Annotated in this window: 11 protein-coding genes; 5 read left to right on the top strand and 6 right to left on the bottom strand. The window is 43.4% G+C overall.

Features of this window, described 5'->3' with window-relative positions; all coding sequences use genetic code 11:
- The first annotated feature begins 62 nt into the window (after positions 1 to 62).
- The 3 genes from KKOR_RS04075 to KKOR_RS04065 all read left to right on the top strand — a co-directional run bounded on the left by KKOR_RS04075 (position 63) and on the right by KKOR_RS04065 (position 2,186).
- On the top strand, positions 63 to 425 hold the full coding sequence (locus KKOR_RS04075; protein ID WP_012800747.1) for a hypothetical protein: 363 nt from the start codon (positions 63 to 65) through the stop codon (positions 423 to 425).
- Between the two features lie 308 nt (positions 426 to 733).
- Positions 734 to 1,468 (top strand): hypothetical protein, encoded by a 735-nt coding sequence (locus KKOR_RS04070; RefSeq protein ID WP_143715035.1) that lies wholly within the window; start codon positions 734 to 736, stop codon positions 1,466 to 1,468.
- A 127-nt stretch (positions 1,469 to 1,595) separates the two neighbouring features.
- Entirely contained in the window at positions 1,596 to 2,186 is a 591-nt protein-coding gene (locus KKOR_RS04065) for a hypothetical protein (protein WP_012800745.1), read from the top strand.
- A 169-nt stretch (positions 2,187 to 2,355) separates the two neighbouring features.
- Here KKOR_RS04065 and purL read toward each other — a convergent pair whose 3' ends face one another.
- A complete protein-coding gene (gene purL / locus KKOR_RS04060) occupies positions 2,356 to 6,252 on the bottom strand; it encodes a phosphoribosylformylglycinamidine synthase (protein ID WP_012800744.1) in 3,897 nt (1,298 codons plus the stop codon).
- Positions 6,253 to 6,417: 165 nt separating this feature from the next.
- Between purL and mltF the strand changes: the two genes are divergently transcribed.
- A complete protein-coding gene (mltF, locus tag KKOR_RS04055) occupies positions 6,418 to 7,908 on the top strand; it encodes a membrane-bound lytic murein transglycosylase MltF (protein ID WP_012800743.1) in 1,491 nt (496 codons plus the stop codon).
- A gap of 75 nt (positions 7,909 to 7,983) precedes the next feature.
- Here the strand turns inward: mltF and KKOR_RS04050 are convergent, their stop codons facing one another.
- The 5 genes from KKOR_RS04050 to KKOR_RS04030 all read right to left on the bottom strand — a co-directional run bounded on the left by KKOR_RS04050 (position 7,984) and on the right by KKOR_RS04030 (position 16,760).
- Positions 7,984 to 9,747 carry a GspE/PulE family protein gene (locus tag KKOR_RS04050; RefSeq protein ID WP_012800742.1) on the bottom strand — a complete coding sequence of 588 codons (1,764 nt, stop codon included), beginning with the start codon at positions 9,745 to 9,747 and terminating at the stop codon, positions 7,984 to 7,986.
- A gap of 127 nt (positions 9,748 to 9,874) precedes the next feature.
- A complete protein-coding gene (locus KKOR_RS04045) occupies positions 9,875 to 12,772 on the bottom strand; it encodes a TonB-dependent receptor domain-containing protein (protein WP_012800741.1) in 2,898 nt (965 codons plus the stop codon).
- A 153-nt stretch (positions 12,773 to 12,925) separates the two neighbouring features.
- On the bottom strand, positions 12,926 to 13,723 hold the full coding sequence (locus KKOR_RS04040) for a TatD family hydrolase (RefSeq protein WP_012800740.1): 798 nt from the start codon (positions 13,721 to 13,723) through the stop codon (positions 12,926 to 12,928).
- Between the two features lie 52 nt (positions 13,724 to 13,775).
- A complete protein-coding gene (gene prfC / locus KKOR_RS04035) occupies positions 13,776 to 15,344 on the bottom strand; it encodes a peptide chain release factor 3 (protein WP_187287333.1) in 1,569 nt (522 codons plus the stop codon).
- Between the two features lie 111 nt (positions 15,345 to 15,455).
- The gene (locus KKOR_RS04030) at positions 15,456 to 16,760 is read right to left on the bottom strand and encodes a mechanosensitive ion channel family protein (RefSeq protein ID WP_012800738.1); all 1,305 of its coding nucleotides are present in this window, start codon (positions 16,758 to 16,760) and stop codon (positions 15,456 to 15,458) included.
- Between the two features lie 283 nt (positions 16,761 to 17,043).
- Between KKOR_RS04030 and KKOR_RS04025 the strand changes: the two genes are divergently transcribed.
- Positions 17,044 to 20,430: an EAL domain-containing protein gene (locus tag KKOR_RS04025; protein WP_012800737.1), complete on the top strand. Its 3,387-nt coding sequence runs from the start codon at positions 17,044 to 17,046 to the stop codon at positions 20,428 to 20,430.
- The last annotated feature ends 3 nt before the right edge of the window (positions 20,431 to 20,433 follow it).

Genomic DNA, 20,433 nt, shown 5'->3' with positions numbered 1-20,433 from the left:
TTCGTAACTTACAATATTCCGTAGCTATATATAATTATTAAACCATTATTTAAGGGATAGAAATGGCTCCACTTATCATTGCAGGCTTATACGGCTTGATGTTTCTAGTAATAAAGCTAGTAACATCTTTTGAATTTAATAATGAAATCAGATTAATTATTAACATACTAGTCGGCATCGGCGCACTGGTTCTACCCATTGTCATATATTCCTTAATAGACTTTAAATTAACACATCGAGCTATCAACCTTGTCGGACATAGTTGGTGTGAAGAGCAAAATGTAGAGTTCAAAAAGGTAGAGATGCATAAAAATCATTTTGCCCTTATTTACCTTCAAGAAAATAAGAAAATGCGCAAAAAGTTTAGAGTTCGTTTTATTCCAACAACATGGTTTATTAAGTCAGTTGAATGGTTGGAGAAATAATACAGCAAAGTTACTGATCCAGTATTAGGATATACTAATTCGGTGAGTCTAGACGCACCCCTACAAACAACTGCTCAGCTCAATCTAAGGGGGAAATTGGAGCAAGCTTGGAATCAAATATCATTATCTGACAACTCTACACTCCTTATTAGCCCACTCATCCACTTTTGCAACAACTTAAAGAACAATTCCATGCGCTAATCCCTGAAATATCTATAAGATTGACACTTGTATAAAAAGTCCAATGATAATAAAGTCATAGGAATCAATTCGTATAATAAAATGTTATGTTCTCTAAAGAGATAAGTTTGAGTAAGTTAAGCAAGCAAGATATAGCACAATCTGTGGAATCAACTTTAGATAGAATCGTTCCAAAAGTTAATGATAGGACTTGGGTTGTTGAATATCTGTATCGACACAAAATTGGCAATAAACTACCACGTGGAAAGAAGTTTAATATCTATAGAGGGATTGAGAGTAAAGGAAAATGGATAAATGAGGCGAAGAAGTTTAATTGCCAAATTAGTAACTCAAATTATACTAACAGAATATCTCCTTTTTTACTTTCTCAATTAACTTTTCTCAGCTACGCGACTATGAAACGTGAGTGTCAATTAAACACTGGAGTTGTGTTTGACGTAATAAAAATGCTCGAAGGGGACAAGAATTTTGCGCCATCCACTGAGCTGTCAAAGCACAGGATTGCATTTAACAATAATGGAATACTAAAAAATTATGAGCATAGCCATGTTCCAATGCTACCAAATGCATATTTAGAGATGATGGCTAAACTACAAACTCAAAAAAGAATTGTCTATCACATAGATGATACCTCTTTGGCTGTTAACATAAAAAAAGTTGAGAATGAAGTGAAAAGCAAGGGTGCATCTAAACCTGGAAGAATGACTGGGCATTGGATGGTAACAAGAACAACCAATGGAAAAACTTACTACCTTGGTGTATTTCCTCATTCAAGAGGAGCTTTAGATGATCATTGGATATATGAACAAGTTATTGAGTCAGAGCGTTACTTAAATGTTTAAAAAGAACATAACCAGCAGCTGCACCAGACTCCGTAAACAGTCACGCTTTGTGCGTACTACACAAAGTCGCGCTAATTTACTACGCTGGGGAGCTGGATGTTAAACCACGAAACGGTTCTATGTATCAATGAATAACTTGGAATTTGTATATCATGCAAATCCGCACAGCTGGTTTTTAGTTGCGGATGACCTACATTCACAAGCTGAAAAATTAATGAATTCATTTGGGAACGGTAGCCTTACGAGAAGAGATAACCGCACCGGAAAAACTGAAAGTTGGGATAACACAAGCCGGTCGGCATTTTTACTGGCATCTTTCGCACTGGAAAATGTCCTAAAAGCTTTTCTAATCTATGAAAATCCAGGTTGGATATCAAATGGTAACCTATCAAAAAAGTTAAGAACTCACGATCTTACGGCTTTGGCTGAACACTCTAAGTTTTTGCCCTACAAAGAGAAAAGTTTAAAAATACTACGTGAATTTAATGAAGGTAATGAATCCTGGGCACGTTATCCATGTGGTCTGAACAAAGATAAAACTGTCGCCCCCTCGAAAATGACTACAAAGCTTTGGTCGCGCTACTTGTGGTTAATAGGCGCTTTCGCAAAAAGGTTAGTCAAACTATTGCGTAAATACTGGAAAGGTCCTCATGGCTTCCATGGTAAGTACGAAATAGGTGGTTGTTTCATGGGTGTGGACTTTAACAATGTCGCCTAACAAGGCTTTAATACAAATTAACTTTCAAAAAGTAGCACTTTTTTAAAGCAGGATTTTTCTTTCAGGACAAGGCATAAGACTTTTTGAGGCGGCGGAGCGGACTAGCCGTCCGTGAGCACCTCAAATAAGTCTTATAACGCAGTATTGGAAGAAAAAGACTATTTAAAATTTAGCCAATGTGCTTACGGGCGTTGTAGAACATCCGCTGCCAAGCCCCATCCTCTCTCCACTCATCCGGTCTCCATGAATTCTGCACGGTTCGCGCTACGCGCTCTGGGTGCGGCATCATGATGGTTACGCGACCGTCGGTTGTGGTGAGGCCGGTTATGCCGAATGGTGAGCCATTTGGATTGGCTGGATAGGTATCTGCGATGTCGCCATAGTTGTTGATGTAGCGCGCTGTGACTAATCCTGATTCGTTAACTTGGTTTGCTAAGTCTTCGGATTTGAATTCTGCACGTCCTTCACCATGCGACACAGCGATTGGTAGGCGTGAGCCTTCCATGCCGGTCATGAATAGTGATGGTGATTTTGCAACTTCTACCATGGCAAAACGTGCTTCGAATTGCGCTGATTGGTTGCGCACGAAGTGTGGCCAGTGGTCGGCACCTGGGATTAGTTCTTTGAGGTTCGACATCATCTGGCAACCGTTGCAGATACCTAAGCTGAAAGTATCCTGGCGGTTGAAGAAGGCTTCAAATTCATCACGCGCTCGTGAGTTAAAGAGAATCGATTTTGCCCAACCTTCACCTGCACCAAGTACGTCACCGTAGGAGAAACCACCACAGGCAACTGCGCCGGTGAAATCTTGTAAGCTGACGCGTCCTGAAAGAATGTCGCTCATGTGAACGTCAATACATTCAAAGCCTGCTTTGGTTAGTGCGGCGGCCATTTCGAGCTGGCTGTTAACGCCCTGCTCTCTTAAGACGGCTACGCGTGGACGCGCGCCAGTTGCGATCAATGGCTTGGCAATATTTTCATCCACGGTATAGGTGGCATGTGGCTTGATTCCCGGATTGTTTAAATCCAGTTTGGTATCAAATTCCTGTTGCGCGCACTCTGGGTTATCGCGCATGGCTTGCATGCGGAAGGTCAATTCTGACCAGATGGCACGCAAGTCTTTCATGTCACGGGAAAGGATGTCATTACCATCTTTGGTGACGCTGAAGGTTTTAGTTTCTGCTGGTTCGCCGATGAAGTGCGCGAACTCGCTGATCTTGTGTTGTGAAAGAATGCCTTCAACTTGCTCACGTTTATCAGCTGGAACCTGTAACACTGCACCCAGTTCTTCGTTGAACAGATTTTCTTCTGCTGTACCGTTAAGCTCTGACAAATCTACGCTAACGCCACAGTTTCCGGCAAAACCCATTTCCACCAAAGTTGTTAATAAGCCACCGTCAGAGCGGTCGTGATAAGCATGAACCAAGTCATTGTGATTCAGTGCCTGAACGGCGTTGAAGAAATTACGCAGATCATCGCTTGAATCAACGTTGGCTGGCTCGGTACCGAGCAATTTATACACTTGAGTGAAGGCTGTTGCACCAAGGCGATTTTTGCCACGACCCAAGTCTAATAATAATAGTTCTGTCGAATCTTTATCTGTGCGCAGTTGAGGCGTCAAACTTTTGCGCACATCGGTTACTGGCGCAAACGCGGTAATGACTAATGATAGAGGTGCAGTAACGCTTTTCTGTTGGCCATTGTCTTCCCATACGGTTTTCATCGACATAGAGTCTTTACCAACAGGGATAGTGATGCCTAACTCTGGGCATAACTGCATACCAACGGCTTCGACTGCTTTGTATAAATTTACGTCTTCGCCTGGTGCACCGGCTGCGGCCATCCAGTTTGCAGACAAACGAATTGTTTTGATGTCATCAATTTTAGCAGCTGCGATGTTGGTCACTGCCTCACCCACCGCCATGCGCGCTGATGCGGCGCTATCAAGCAATGCTGCAGGAGTACGCTCACCCATTGCCATGGCTTCGCCAGTGTAGCTGTTATGAGTCGAGGTGGTTACCGCGCAATCGGCTACCGGAACCTGCCAAGGTCCCACCATTTGGTCACGAGAAACCATACCGCCAACGGTTCTATCACCAATGGTGATCAGGAAGCTTTTATCGGCTACTGCGGGTAATGCCAGAATACGATCAACCGCTTCGTTGATATCATCAACTTGTGGAAGCGCGGTTGATGGAGTAGCCAATGTAGCTGCTTCACGATGCATTTTTGGTGGCTTGCCAAACAGGATATCCATTGGTAAATCAACTGGCTTGTTATCAAAGTGCTCGTCGGCCAGTTCAAGGTGCAATTCTTCTGTCGCTTCGCCAACTACCGCAAATGGGCAGCGCTCGCGACCACAGATTTCTTCGAACTTGGCTAAGCTATCCGGAGACACCGCTAATACATAACGCTCCTGCGCTTCGTTACACCAGATTTCAACTGGTGCCATGCCTTTTTCTGCATTGGGTACACGGCGTAATTCAAACTTACCGCCACGCTCACCATCATGCACTAGCTCTGGAATCGCATTCGATAAACCACCAGCACCAACGTCATGAATAAATTCAATGGGGTTTTTCTCACCCATCTCCCAACAGCGGTCAATCACTTCCTGGCAGCGACGTTCCATTTCAGGGTTATCACGCTGAACCGAAGCAAAATCTAAATCTTCCTGACTGGTTCCTGAGGTCATGGATGAAGCAGCACCACCGCCCAGACCAATCAACATCGCAGGGCCACCCAGCACAATCACTTTGTAACCCGGTTTTATTTCTTTTTTCTCAACATGCTGCTCGCGAATATTACCCATACCGCCAGCAATCATGATTGGCTTATGGTAACCGCGTACTTCCTTTCCATACTCGAAGTCGAACTCTTCTTCAAAAGTACGGAAATAACCAGTTACCGCTGGACGCCCAAATTCGTTATTGAAGCTGGCGCCGCCAATCGGGCCTTCCAGCATAATATCCAACGCAGTTACGATGCGCTCTGGTTTACCATAATCCGTTTCCCAAGGCTGAACATAGCCTGGGACTTTTAAGTTCGAAACCGTAAAGCCAGTCAAGCCAACTTTTGGTTTACCGCCAATACCGGTCGCGCCTTCATCACGAATTTCACCACCAGAGCCAGTCGAAGCACCAGGGTATGGTGAAATACAGGTTGGGTGGTTATGAGTTTCGACCTTACACAGAACGTGTACTGGCTCTAAATGATATTGGTATTCATGAGTTTCCGCGTTGGCGAAAAAGCGATGAGCCGTAAAGCCCTCGAAAACCGCCGCGTTATCTTTATAGGCAGAAAGCACACCTTCAGAATTCACCTGATAGGTATTTTTGATCATCTTAAACAATGACATTTCTTTTTCGATGCCATCAATGGTCCAGGAGGCATTGAAGATCTTATGACGACAGTGCTCTGAGTTGGCCTGCGCAAACATCATCAGTTCAACGTCCGATGGGTTACGGCCAAGCTTAGTAAAACTTTCAACTAAGTAATCGATTTCATCTTCCGCTAAAGCCAAGCCAATTTCGCTGTTGGCTGTTACTAAGGCTTCGCGACCACCGCCAAGAATATCCACATGGGCAAGAGGCCTCGGTTGGTGTTGCTCAAATAAGACTTCCGCATGACTGTGTTCAGTGAATACTGATTGAGTCATGCGGTCATGAATCAATGGCTTTAATTGAGCTACCACATCGGCACTCAGCTCAGCCCCGTCACTGGTTTTAAAATAAACCGCAACCGCTCGCTCAATGCGTTCGATTTTATCTAGACTACAGTTTTGCGCGATATTGGTGGCTTTCGAAGACCAGGGCGAAATGGTGCCCGGACGTGGCACGACAATCAGCCGTTGACCAGAATGCTCGCTGGCGGGACGACTTGGGCCATATTCCAATAATCTTTCGAGAATTTTCAGTTCGGCATCACCCAACTCACTGTTGGTATCAACGTAATGTACATACTCACCATAAATATCAACAACTTGCGAACTGATTGCTGACGCTTCTTTGAGTAAAAATGACTTCTGAAAGTTAGAAAAGGCAGGGTTACCGCGTAATATGAGCATACCGATCTCGACTGTAAATCTGGAGGAATTGCGAAAGCGCAAATTTTACTCTAATTGGCTGTTATTGATAAGTCCTAAACGGGAAATTGGATGCTTTAATTTGCACTTTTTGGTTGGATACAGTCATAATGTTGGCAAACAACCGCTAAGATTATAATTTCTTAAATGAATCAAGGCCTTAGAAAAAGCTTAATTTGTTTTGCGCTTCTGATAACCTCACTTTTGTTGCTAACAAGCTGTGGTAAAGAGCCCAAAAACCAGCTCGAACGTGTGCAGGAACAGGGGTACATAAAAGTCTATACCCGTATTTCACCCACTACTATGTATGTCGGCGAAGATGGTTTTAGTGGATTTGAGTACGATCTGGTCAAGCTATTTGCCGACGAGCTTGGCGTTCGAGTGCAGATCGTCACCGAGAATGATATTGCGAAAATCCTGCGGGAAGTTGCCAGTGGACGCGCTGACTTTGCAGCTGCGGGGTTAACCATAACTCGGCAACGTGAAGAGTATTTACGTTTTGGCCCGCCTTATCAGGAAATCACCAGTAAGATGGTGTACAAGCAAGGCAATGATCGTCCGCGTGATTTTAGCCAGGTTGATAAAAACCTGACCGTTGTTGCGAACAGCTCACATTCCGAGGCGTTGTTGAAATCACAGCAGGATTACCCTGAGTTAAGTTGGACAGAGCGTTCTGATTTAACACCGCAAGACCTGCTGGATGGCGTACTGGATGGTCAGTTTGATTACACTATTGTTGACTCCAACGAACTACAGCTGGCTCGCCAGGTTCAACCCGAGCTAGCAGTCGCTTTTAGCGTATCTGAGCCCGAACAGTTAGCCTGGGCATTTCGCAAAGAAAATGATAACAGCCTGTATATTAAAGCGATTGAGTTTTTCTCTAAAATTCGAGAGGACGGCACTTTGGGCTACTTGACCGAGCGATACTATGGTCACCTCTCAAAATTTGATTATGTCGGAAGCCGTGAATTTTTACGCGCCATTGATAATAAATTGGATAAGTATCGTCCCTATTTCTATGAAGCTGCAGGTGATGATCTAGACTGGCGCTTGTTGGCGGCAATGGGCTATCAGGAGTCACATTGGGAACCTCATGCACGCTCCCCTACCGGTGTTAGAGGGCTGATGATGTTGACCTTGAATACTGCAAAACAATTAGGCGTAAAAAACCGTCTTGATGCAGAGCAAAGTATTTTAGGCGGTGCTGATTATTTACGCCTGGTGAAAAAGAAAATACCTGAGCGTATTGGTGAACCTGACCGAACCTGGTTTGCAATGGCGGCTTATAATGTTGGTTTTGGCCACTTAGAAGATGCTCGTCGCCTGGCTGAAGCGGATGGTGCTGATCCTGATAAATGGTTATCGGTTAAAGAATACCTTCCACTGTTACGTCAGAAGAAGTGGTATTCAAGAACCCGTTATGGTTATGCCAGAGGTGATGAGCCGGTTAAATATGTGAATAATATTCGCCGCTATTATCAGGTTTTAAAACAAGTAGCAGAGGCTAAAGCTGGAGGTTCGGAATTACTGGATACAGAAACAGAATCGCTTCCCGATGTCGATATCGAACAAACGAGTACCGAACAAGACGAAGTACTGGGAACCAGTGAAGAAGCAGAAGAGCCCGTTGAAAACTAGACTGGCATGAGAACACAAAAAAAGCCTGATGAGATTTTCATCAGGCTTTTTTTATTGTCTGCTCACTATGAGTGTTTATTTGGTATCGCGCGGTGCTACGCGCAACACTTCTTCAATAGTTGTCATTCCAGCAACAACTTTATAAGCACCGCTAACTCGTAACAGGTTCATACCGTCTTTAATCCCTTGTCGTCTTAACTGGCGTATTTCTCCATTTTCGTAAACGAGAGTTTTCAAATCATCAGTGACTTTGAGTAATTCGTAGATACCTTGGCGCCCCTGATAACCGGTATGACGACAGCGATCACAGCCTACCGGATGAAAAATTTTATCTGGCATTGGCACTTTTTGATTGGCTCCGACTAGTGCTTCCCAAGCCTTTGGATCGGTTGGCTTTTCTTGCTTGCAGAATTTGCACAAGGTTCTGACCAATCGTTGAGCCATAACCCCCAACATGGTGGCATTCAGTAAATACGGCTCAATACCAATTTCAATCAGTCGCGTCATCGCTGAAGGCGCATCATTAGTATGTAAGGTTGATATTACCAAGTGTCCCGTCAGCGCAGCCTGCACCGCCATTTGTGCAGTTTCTTTATCGCGAATCTCACCAATCATGATGATGTCCGGATCCTGACGCAACAAAGCTCGTACGCCTGCAGCGAAATCAAGACCAATATCGTGATGGACCTGCATTTGATTAAGATTGGGATCCACCATCTCGATAGGATCTTCAATAGTACAGATATTAACATCGGGAGTGGCTAATAATTTTAATGAGGTATATAGGGTTGTTGTTTTACCGGAACCAGTTGGTCCAGTTAGTAAGACAATGCCATTGGGTTGGCTTATCAAGTCTCGCCACGTTGATTCCGTTTCGGGTTCCAAACCCAGTTCATCAAAGTTACGCGTAAGTACGGTTGGGTCAAAAATACGACCAACAAATTTTTCTCCAAAAGCAGTCGGAAGCGTTGATAGTCGCAACTCAATTTCAGAGCCGTCTGGGCTTTTTGTTTTAACACGACCATCAAGTGGTTTGCGTCGCTCTGCCAGATCCATTCGGCCTAGAATTTTTAAACGTGAAATAACCGCATGGGTAATCGAAATAGGTAATTCATAAACCGGATGCAAAACCCCATCAATTCGGAAGCGAATCCGCCCGACTTCACGACGTGGTTCAATATGAATATCACTCGCGCGCTCTTTAAAAGCATACTGCAATAACCAATCGACGATTTGTACAATGTGTTGGTCATTGGCATCAGCCTCTTCTGCGCCTTTGAGTTCAATCAATTGCTCAAGGTTGGTGACTGAATTGTCTTTTTGTAACTTAACCTCATTAGCTCCTTTAACCGAAGCTGACAATAAATAGAATTCTTTTTGGTAGCGCTTGATGAGTGCTGGGTTGCCCATGACTGGCACAATTTTCATGCGTAAAACCTGCTCAAGGCTTTCACGCCACGCCAAGTCTTCGGGATTCATTACCGCGACTTTGACCACTTCAGTTTGTTTATCTACGTGAATCACTAAAATGTTATGCCGTTGTGCATATGCCATGGACATGACTCGAGTGACACCGTCAACATCAATTTTTAATGGGTCAATTTTTTCATAGGGCAATTTATACAACTTTGCCACAAATTGCGTTAGCAGTTCTTCGTCAATCATTGTCCGATGATCATCGTGACGCATTAAAGAAAGGTCAGCAACTTGCTCAATCGGATGCAACTTAGGATTAACCTGACGCAAATGAATTCTCGAGGTCTGAAACTGCTCTTCAGAGATCCAATTTGCTTTTTTTAATAAGTCCAATAATTGAAAAGAAGATAGGCTTGTTGACATAGTGCCAATAATTGTTGCTGTAAGATTCTATCAGGTTAAACCAAACCGCTATATTTTCCAAACGTTCTCACCCTACCGAGCATAAAAAATGGGGCCGAAGCCCCATTCTTTAACTCGTCTTCCCCAATTAGAACCTCATTCTAACTGATAGATAGCTAAAGCTACCTTCAGGGTCATAAACTGATGGGTCATAACCATTTAGTGAGCAGCTATAACAGGCCGGTGGATCTTCGTTAAGTGCATTGTTAATGCCAACCGTTAGCTCCATATCCATACCATCAATATCTGGATAATAGGTAAACTGAAGGTCATGATATAAGCGTGAATCCAACTCATTAGTTGACTCAGAGTCAACTGAAGCGGGGTTTGAACATAAACCCAGAGCTGTTAGGCTGTTTGGAGAATTATCCAAAGTATCCGAACAAGCTTCAGTTAAGCTGTCTATATAACGCATGGTCCAGCCTAAGCTCCAGTCATTACGTTTCCATGTTGTGTTAACCATAGATTTCCATTCTGGAATACCTGAGTCGTTACGCTCGATGCCAGCAAGATCTTCACGCTCACCAAGAGCTTCTTCGATATATTCACTAACAAAAGTATTGGTCCAGTTAATATTCAACGTACCCCAGTCATACTGTGGGCTAACATAGCTAATATTGAAATCATAACCAGAAGTTTCAATCACACCAATATTCACCAGGCGGTTATTGAAACCATTGATAGCGCCACCAGCGGTACGGCTGATGCCATTACAGAACTCAGGATCTAGCGTCGTGATACAACGGTCTAACTGAGTCTGTGCATCAATTGCCTGAATTGCATCTTTAATTTCATGCTCATAGTAGGTTCCTTTAAAATCAAGACTATTGATCCAGTCAACGTCCATTACCCAACCAGGACTATAAACAAAACCAAAGGTTGTGCTATCAGATTTTTCCGCATCCAGATCGGGGTTACCACCAGTGGTAATAGAGATTTGTGGATTAGCTTGTGAGTAATTGACAGGGATACCCAGGTTAGAACAATTAGTTTCAAACTGAGTATTTTCATAGTTTGAGCACCTATCTGTCAGTTGCGCATCATAGCGTGAGGCTCCAGCATATAGCTCACCAATACTTGGCGCACGAAAACCTTCAGATACAGCACCACGAAGCATGAACTCATCCGTTATACGCCATAAGGCACCGAACTTAGTAGTAGTTTCCGAACCAAAAGTACTGTAGTCGGAATTACGGGCTGCCAGTGTTAAGGTCAATTCTTCGGCAGCGGCCAAATCTTTCAACAATGGAAGCTTGAACTCGGCGTAGTATTCGTCAACATCATATTCGCCACGAGTAGGGGTTGATGGAACACCGTTACTTTCGCCCGCAACCACTAATCCATCAGGTTGATATGAACCTCGGTATTCACGCGACTCAATACCTGCTGCGAAAGAGAAATAACCAGCAGGCATCTCAAAAAGATCCGCAGAGATATTTGCTGAGAAAGTATCGATGACATTATCACTCACGTCAGTCATTACTGGTTGGATATAGTCCAACATTTCCTGAGTAATAGTGCCCGAACCATCACCCTGACCGCCGGTTAAGTTAAGCGGAACACAGCCTTCAAGCGCCTGACAGTCTGCTAAGGCGCCAAGAGCATTTTTGATACGCTGAATATTGTAACTACCGTAAGTGGTTTGTTGTGCATCATTCTTACCATGACTGTAATTGACATCCCAATAGTAGTCATTATCACCAGCCATGAAGCTGCCGTTAAAGCCCATTGCAATCAATGTAGTATCAACATTTTGCTTGAACACACGGGGACCACCTTCTAGTGGACGACGCCCAATAAATATTAGGTTGTCTTCATCCAGTGTAAAGCCAAATGGGTTATAAGGATTAGTTTCATGAATGATAACCGTATCCGCCAACCCACCTGTACCTGCATCTGGGCCAATGAAAATTGGCTCTGGTGCGGCTTGATTCGTTGACTTTCGGTTGTTAAACATAGCTTTAGTATAGAAGCTTACATTATCAGAAACCTGAAATGTTGTCTGGCCAAAAATAGAGGTACGCTGACTAGGCGTTACATACAAATTGTATGAAGAGAAGTTGAAGCGATCATTGTTTGTAAACGCATGGAAGTCATCATTTGGACCACCAGGGTTATTTAGATCATAGGTAGGAATACCAGTAACACCGTCGTTAATTGTTAGATCATTAACTTCATCATTAGGATCAACAAACAAAAAACGCCCCTGAGGAGTACCAGAACTACCACGAGTTACACCTGTATTAGGTACTGGATACTTTGAAAGCTCACGATCATATGCATTTACTGCTTGTTGGTCATAATGGCTAACATTGAAAAAAACATTTAAACGATCAGAATTAGCACCGAATGAAATATCAAACTGACCGGTTTCACCATCACCTTCATCGAACATACCGCCATAGGCGTTAATTTCCAGCCCCTCGAAATCTTTACGAGTAATTATATTTACAACGCCGGCAATCGCATCAGAACCATAAATAGAAGATGCCCCGTCTTCTAAAATTTCAACACGGTCAATAATACTAATTGGAATAGTATTTAAGTCTACAGAGTTTGAAACACCTGATGCTGAAGAACCATTCACCCATCGCTGGCCATCAACCAATACCAAAGTTCTTTTTGCATCTAGATGCCTTAATGCAACTTGTGCGGCACCCGCACCAACACCGCCCCCATCTGGTGGAAAACCGAAGTTCCCACTACTGTTGAATCTAGTATTAAGTGCAGAGCCAGAACCCGGCAACTGGGCAAGAATATCACCGATAGTTTTTAGTCCAGACTGATCAAGCGTGGCTCGATCCAAAACTTTCACTGGATTGGCACCTTCAGCTTGTGCCTGACGAATACGAGAACCTGTAACGACAATGCTCTCCGCTTCTTCCTCTTCTGCCGCCAAAACAGCATTATTAAAGCTCACCGCAGAAAGGATCGCAGTGGCTATCATCAGCTTTTTGGCAGGCGGGAAAATAGATTTTTTATCCATTTTTTGAACCCCGTTATTGTTAGTTTATGTTTATTTATAACTCAGCTATAGGACGGTTTAGCCTTCTAGAAGCCAAACCGCGAATTGTTATAGCTTAAAACTTAACCAATAACAACAGGGTCTTTAGATAAATGTGAAATAATGAGATATTAACTACTTTATACTCAGTACTTGCTTACTATTGCGAGTTGTGGTCTCAGCAATCTCATGGGCGGACTCATCCCTTAATTCAACTAAGCTATTGAAATTATGGAATATATTGAGAGGTGTATTATGATCTTTATTATAATTATAAGGCTTCATATCCGGCGCATCGGTTTCCAGAACTATATCAGATAAAGGTAGTTCTGCAGCTAGAGACCGTAATTTAACCGCTCTCGGGTAGGTGACAGCACCGCCAAACCCCAACTTAAAGCCAAAGTCTCGATAGCGCTTGGCCTGCTCCAAACTGCCATTAAACGCATGCACAATCCCACCATGCTCAAAGTGTAATGTTTTGAGATATAGCAAAATATCTTCGTGGGATTTCCTTACGTGGAGGATAACAGGTAATTTGGCAGACTTAGCAATTTCAACTTGCGCTTTGAACAACGCTATCTGGTTTTTACGATCCACCTCTTTCTCATAATAATCAAGACCAATCTCACCAATGGCAGAAAGGTTATTGACAGTAACCGCTAACTCAAGATCATGAAGATGCTGTTTCTTGTGTTCTTTGAGAAACATCGGATGCAAGCCTAGAGCCACATGAACGTCTGGCCTCAATGCCGCAAGCTGACGCAAGTTCCGCCATTTATCTTGAGTAACACCTGGAATCAAAACACCTTCAATTCCAACTTTATGCAAATTACTGAGAATGACTTCCCGATCTTTATCAAAAACCGGGAAGTCGAGATGGCAATGACTATCGAAAAGTTTAATTTCCGGTTCTTTGTGCTTTGGTTTGAACATCCTATATTCTCTACCCTTTCCGTTGGAGCAACTGATTTAGAGCGTGTCTGATTTAGTGCTCGCGCGTTTCAAAGAATCGAACATCTGGCCAACGCTCAATGGCTAAATTCAAATTAACCATGGTTGGTGCTAAATAAGTCCAGTTGTCCCCTCCATCTAATGCCAGGTTATCAGCATTCTTACGTTTAAATTCTTCAAACTTCTTTTCGTCGTCACACTCAACCCAGCGGGCAGTCGCAACATTAACCTGATCATAGATACATTCCACTTTATATTCGTTTTTCAGGCGATGTGCAACCACGTCAAACTGTAACACACCCACTGCGCCAAGCACTAAATCATTAGAAGTTTGTGGGCGGAACACCTGAGTGGCACCTTCTTCTGATAACTGTACCAACCCTTTCAATAGAGCCTTATTCTTCAATGGATCACGTAAACGTACGCGACGGAATAGCTCAGGTGCGAAATTTGGAATACCTTTAAATTTGATCGCTTCGCCTTCTGTGAAAGTATCACCAATCTGGATAGTGCCATGATTATGCAAACCAATGATGTCTCCTGCATAGGCTTCTTCAAGATGCTCACGGTCGCCCGCTAGAAACGTCAGCGCATTGCTGATGGTCATATCACGATTAAGACGAACATGACGCATTTTCATGCCTTTGGTGTATTTACCACTACAGATTCGAGCAAAAGCGATACGGTCACGATGTTGCGGATCCATATTCGCCTGGATTTTAAATACGAAGGCAGTAAATGTGGGTTCGGTCGCTTCAACCTGACGCTCATCGGATTCACGCGCCAAAGGTGATGGCGCCCATTTCACGAGGCCGTCCAGCATATGATTCACACCGAAATTACCCAATGCGGTACCAAAGAATACTGGGGTCAGTTTACCGTCTAAAAACTCCTGCAAATCGAACTCATGACTAGCGCCCTGCACCAGCTCCAACTCTTCGCGCAAATCCTTTGCCAGATAGCCCACTGCTTCATCAAGCGCTGGGTTATCCAATCCTTCGATAATACGCACATCCTGAATTTTATGACCGAGTCCAGACTGATAGAGATAGGTTTTATCTTCCAGGATATGGTAAACACCCTTGAATTGCTTACCCATACCAATCGGCCAAGTGACTGGCGAACAATTAATTTTTAAGACATCCTCTACTTCATCCAGCAATTCAATAGGCTCTCGAATATCGCGATCCATCTTATTCATAAAAGTGATAATCGGCGTATCACGCAAACGACACACTTCCATTAACTTAATGGTTCTCGCTTCTACACCTTTTGCGGCGTCAATAACCATCAACGCAGAGTCCACCGCGGTCAATGTACGATAAGTATCCTCAGAGAAATCTTCGTGACCTGGGGTATCCAATAAATTTACCGTACGACCGCCATAAGGAAACTGCATCACTGAAGTGGTCACCGAAATGCCACGCTGTTTTTCAAGCTCCATCCAGTCCGAAGTTGCATGCTTGCCACCACGACCTTTCACCACACCCGCTTCCTGGATCTGGTTGCCGAATAACAATACCTTCTCGGTAATGGTGGTTTTACCCGCATCTGGGTGCGAAATAATAGCAAATGTACGGCGATTCTCGATTTGAGACACCATTTTTGAATCAGTTTTGGACATGCGACTCTCTTAAGTTGAAACGTGTGTCGGAAGCAATAAGGCGGCAATTATAAGCTGTTTTGCCGCCAGATGTTATAGCTTCCAGAGGTTCTAGCTGGATTTATTTTGTCCAGATTCTGGCTCACTCATTCGCTGCTTTTCGCTCGACTCCTGTTTGGGCAAAGCTAATGAGCGTACATCATAACCGGTCGGTGACTGATGAACTCTTAATCCGAACTCAGGTAGTACCGCAAAAATATGGTCAAAAATATCCGATTGGATGCCCTCGTAAGCAGCCCAGTCTGTAGTCTTGGTGAAAGCATAAACTTCTAACGGAATACCATTAGCAGAAGCTTCAAGCTGACGAACCATCAGGGTAAGTTCTTGATGAATTTGCGGATGACTTTTTAAATAACTCAGCAAATAGGCTCTAAAAGTGCCTAGGTTAGTCAGACGTCGACCATTTATCCGAAAAGACATATCAAGGCCGTTCTCTTGATTATATTGATTAACCTCTTCCAGCTTCTGCTGCAGATAGGGCGCTAACAGTTTCGAGTGATTCAATCGCTGAATGACATCATCGGACATAAACTCAACACTGGTAGAATCAATCAACACCGAACGTTTAATTCGGCGACCACCGGCCTCCATCATACCGCGCCAATTCTTAAACGAATTCGATATCAACGCATAGGTAGGGACCGTAGTAATGGTCTTATCCCAGTTTCGAACTTTTACTGTAGTTAAAGCGATTTCAATTACATCGCCATCCGCACCGTATTGAGGCATTTCCAACCAATCACCCACTTCTAGCATATTGTTCGCTGATAATTGAATGCCCGCAACCAAACCGAGAATAGGATCCTTAAACACCAACATGACCACTGCAGTCATGGCACCCAGGCCACTAAGAATTAATAACGGAGATTTGCCCACCAAGATAGATATCACAAAGATGCCAATGACAAGCACAGCAACAATTTTTATGCTTTGGAAAATACCCTTAAGCGGTAAGGCTCTGGTTTCTGTTTTCTTTTGCCCCATTAAATAGAGCGCATCAAGGAAAGAGAAAATGGTCAACAATGCGAACAGTTGAATCCACAATAGTGATAAGGTTTGCACCCAGTTCAACGCTACAGAGTCCGGCGTTAACCAAAGCCCCGCCTGGATATAAATGATGATGCCCTGAATCATTAAGGCAAAACGGTTAAATAGCTTGTTTTCAAATAATGAACGCTTCCAAAGCTTCTCCGATTTCCGCGCCCTGTTCTCAATAAACCGCAAAACGACCCTGTGCAGGATCACATGAACGACAAGCGAGATCAGAACAATTAGTCCTAAAACCGAAATAAGTCCCGTTACATCCGAAAACTCAACGCCATGTTTTTTTAACCATTCTGTAAATTGTTGTTGCATACTGTGCCAATAAAGCCTGGAAATTAGTCCTTAGGCTAGTGATTTACACGCGTCTGTCAAGTTAGAACCCCAAATAAGCCACCGGAGAACGACACCGTTATAGCTCTAAAAAACCGCCAGACTAACCTGGCTGCTCACTATTTAAACTCTGTAGCAATGAGTTTAGTTGAGCATTATCTAATTTACTGCTATAAAAGACATTATATGGGGTCGCTTCCTGTTCAAACTCTACAGGAAATTACGCTCATGACTACCTTTCGAGTAAGGGGATAGCCCAAAGTTTATGCTTTCAAGACACAGAAAGTTTCAAAACTCTGACCATGCGGTCTCAACTTGGGTTATTGCTTTAGTCATTTCGCTGGGCGTTGTTATCGTCCTGCCAGCTCCCGATGTTAGTAAAGGTCTCGCCTCTTACCTGCCACTTCATACTGCCCTTGAAGTCATATCTATTGCTGTAGCATCTATGGTGTTTGGTATAGCCTGGGTCACGCAGAAGTTTCAGCCAACCACCAAAGTCATCATTTTAGGCTGCGGAGCGCTTGGAGTGGCACTTTTGGATTTAACCCACACTATCTCTTATCAGGGGATGCCTGACTTTGTCACCCCAAGCGGTCCTGAAAAGGCCATTAACTTTTGGTTAGCAGCCCGTTTTACCATAGCTTTTGCCATACTATTAGTCGCCACTATCACGTTAAACTTCGAGCGTAAGCTAGCAAAACTGTCGAGATACTTCTGGCTGGCACTCACTTTAATGACTGTCGGTTTGTTTCACTTCTGGTTTTTATATTTTCCAGACTCTGTTCCCGATACATACTCAAATGTTGAAGGCTTAACTCAGTTTAAAGTTATATCTGAGTACCTCCTGATTGGGCTTTACCTGGTAGCAGCATTCTTGTTCATTAATCAGCTCAACAATATCCGTGAGTTTGGCGCCAACTGGCTAGTTGCAGCGGCCATTACTATGGCAATGAGTGAATTCTTTTTTACCCTCTATGCCAACGTTTCAGACTTGTACAACCTGATTGGGCACATTTATAAAATCTTTGCCTTTAGCTTTTTATATCGTGCATTATTTGTCGAAGCAATCCAAAGCCCTTTTATGAAAATGAGTCAACTACAGTCCAAGTTGTCGGCGACCCTGAATGCACTACCGGATCTGTTAATTGAAGTTGATGCGAAAGGTAACTATCTCGATATTCACTCAGCAAACCCTGAGTTACTTCTCAGGAGAGAAGAAAAATTAATCGGTAGCAACATCAAGGAAATTATGGATAAGGAGAATGCTAAGCGATGCATGCAAGCAATAGAAACAGCTGGCCAAATTGGCCGCTCTCAAGGCACACGAATTGAGCTCCAGGTTCCCAGTGGGGTGCGCACATTTGAGTTATCAATCTCACGTAAGAAAGGTCATCTTGACCAGCCGTCAACATTTCTAATTCTATCGCGTGATATAACAAGCACTATAAACATCGAACAGCATATCGCTCATGAGGCAAAACTTAATAAGCACTTATTAGAATTGCAAAACCATCTGCACATTGGTGGAGAGCGCTACTTCATGCAGCATAGTGTAGACATAGCAGAGAACCTGACAAATAGTTCTATTGCGTTCATTCACTTTATTGATGACTCACAGAAAACCATCAAGATCGTCACCTGGTCAACCAGCACCCTGGCTCATCACTGCACTGCCAATTTTGAAAACCATTATCCGATTGATCAGGCGGGAATTTGGGCTGATGCGATTCGCAACAAACGACCAGTTGTCATCAATGATTATAAAACTGCCAGCGATAAGAAAGGGCTGCCTGAAGGCCATGCCCATCTTAAAAGGCTGATTAGTTTGCCGGTAATTGATAACGACAAAGTCACTATGATGGTCGGTGTAGGCAACAAAGAGTCAGACTACACAGCTCAAGATGTAGAGACCTTACAGATTCTGGCCAATACCATCTGGAGTCTTACCAAACAAAGCTGGCAAGACGCGACAATCCGCCGCTTATCAACCGGTATCGATCAGAACCCTTACCCTGTTCTTATTACTGACACTGATGGTAATATTCAATATGTCAACAAAGCCTTTATAGAAACCACTGGTTTCTCTGAAACAGAAGCTATCGGCAAAAACCCCATAGAGTTTAGTGCTGAACAAGATCCCGATAAAACTTTCAAAATGATCTGGCGTCAACTTGCACGTGGTGATGCCTGGCGCGGTGAATTAGTAAGCCGTCGTAAAGATGGTTCCCATTACACTGAATTCGCCATGATTTACCCTGTTCGTAATAATAAGGGGAAAATCATTAATTATGTAGCACACAAAGAAGACATTACTCTCAAGAAAATTGCCGAGGAAAAAATCCACCAGCTTTCCAACTACGACCAACTGACAGGCTTGTTAAAGCGTGAAATGCTCGAAGAAAGATTGCAGCAATTACTGGACGATAGCTTCAAACAAAAGCAAGCCATGACAGTTATGTGGCTTGACCTGGATAACTTCAAAACCATCAATGACTCCCTTGGCCATCAAGTCGGTGATTTGATTTTAATTGAGGTCGCCAATCGCCTTCGATTTGAATTAGGTAAACAATCCATTATTTCACGCATCGCAGGCGATACTTTTGCCGCTGTTCTTCCCCTGACCAATGAGCACTCAGCAGCATTAATAGCCAAAAATGTTCTCGAAGTCGTCCAGCGACAAATTAAGTTCAACTCACACATACTCTCTATCAGCCCATCGATTGGACTGGCGATTTCACCAAATGACGGACAAAGCGCAGACAAATTAATTATGTGCGCAGAAACCGCGATGTATCGTGCAAAACATGACGGCCGGAATACATTCAGATTCTTCGCCCAAGAGATGCAGGAACACTCACTTCGTTCTTTGCAATTATCAATAGCGCTAAAAGAAGCCTTAACCAATGATCAGTTCCATTTAGTCTACCAACCGCAAATGAGTTTAAGTAATAACTCGATGGTTGGTGCTGAAGCACTGTTACGTTGGGAGCATCCTGAATGGGGCACAGTCTCACCTGCCGAGTTTATTCCTTTGGCCGAACAAAGTGGCCTGATAGTTCAGATTGGGGAGTGGGTCATACAGCAAGTAGCGCAGCAACAAAAAAGCTGGTTAGAGCGTGGATTACCGGAAGTGATCATCGCTGTAAATCTTTCAGCACTACAATTTCATCAACCTGACCTTGTCGAAACAATCACTAGCTTAGTACGTAAAGCTGGAGTTGTACCTGAAAATATCGAGGTTGAGTTAACTGAGGCAGTAGCTTTGAAGGACCCTGAAGTTGCAGGCACCACCATTGACGCATTAAGTCGCGCGGGTTTTAAAGTTTCAATTGATGATTTTGGAACCGGTTATTCCTCCATGAGCTATCTTAAAAAATTCGCCGTACACAAACTCAAAATCGATCAATCTTTTATTAAAGATATTGTCACTGACATTGATGACCAGGCGATTGTTACAGCCATTATTCAAATGGCGCATAGCCTGCACAAAACGACGATTGCCGAAGGGGTTGAAACGCAAGAACAGCTAGATTTTTTACGTAAAAAAGGTTGTGAAGAAATGCAGGGCTATTGGTACAGTCGCCCACTCGTCACTGAACAATTTGAACAGTTTTTGAAAAGTCATGAGTTACAAAAGACGCAAGAAACCTAGCAA

The organism is Kangiella koreensis DSM 16069 (genome assembly GCF_000024085.1).
Lineage (GTDB): Bacteria > Pseudomonadota > Gammaproteobacteria > Enterobacterales > Kangiellaceae > Kangiella > Kangiella koreensis.
Note: the sequence above shows the minus strand (reverse complement) of the source record. Positions and strands in the feature narration are given on the sequence as shown.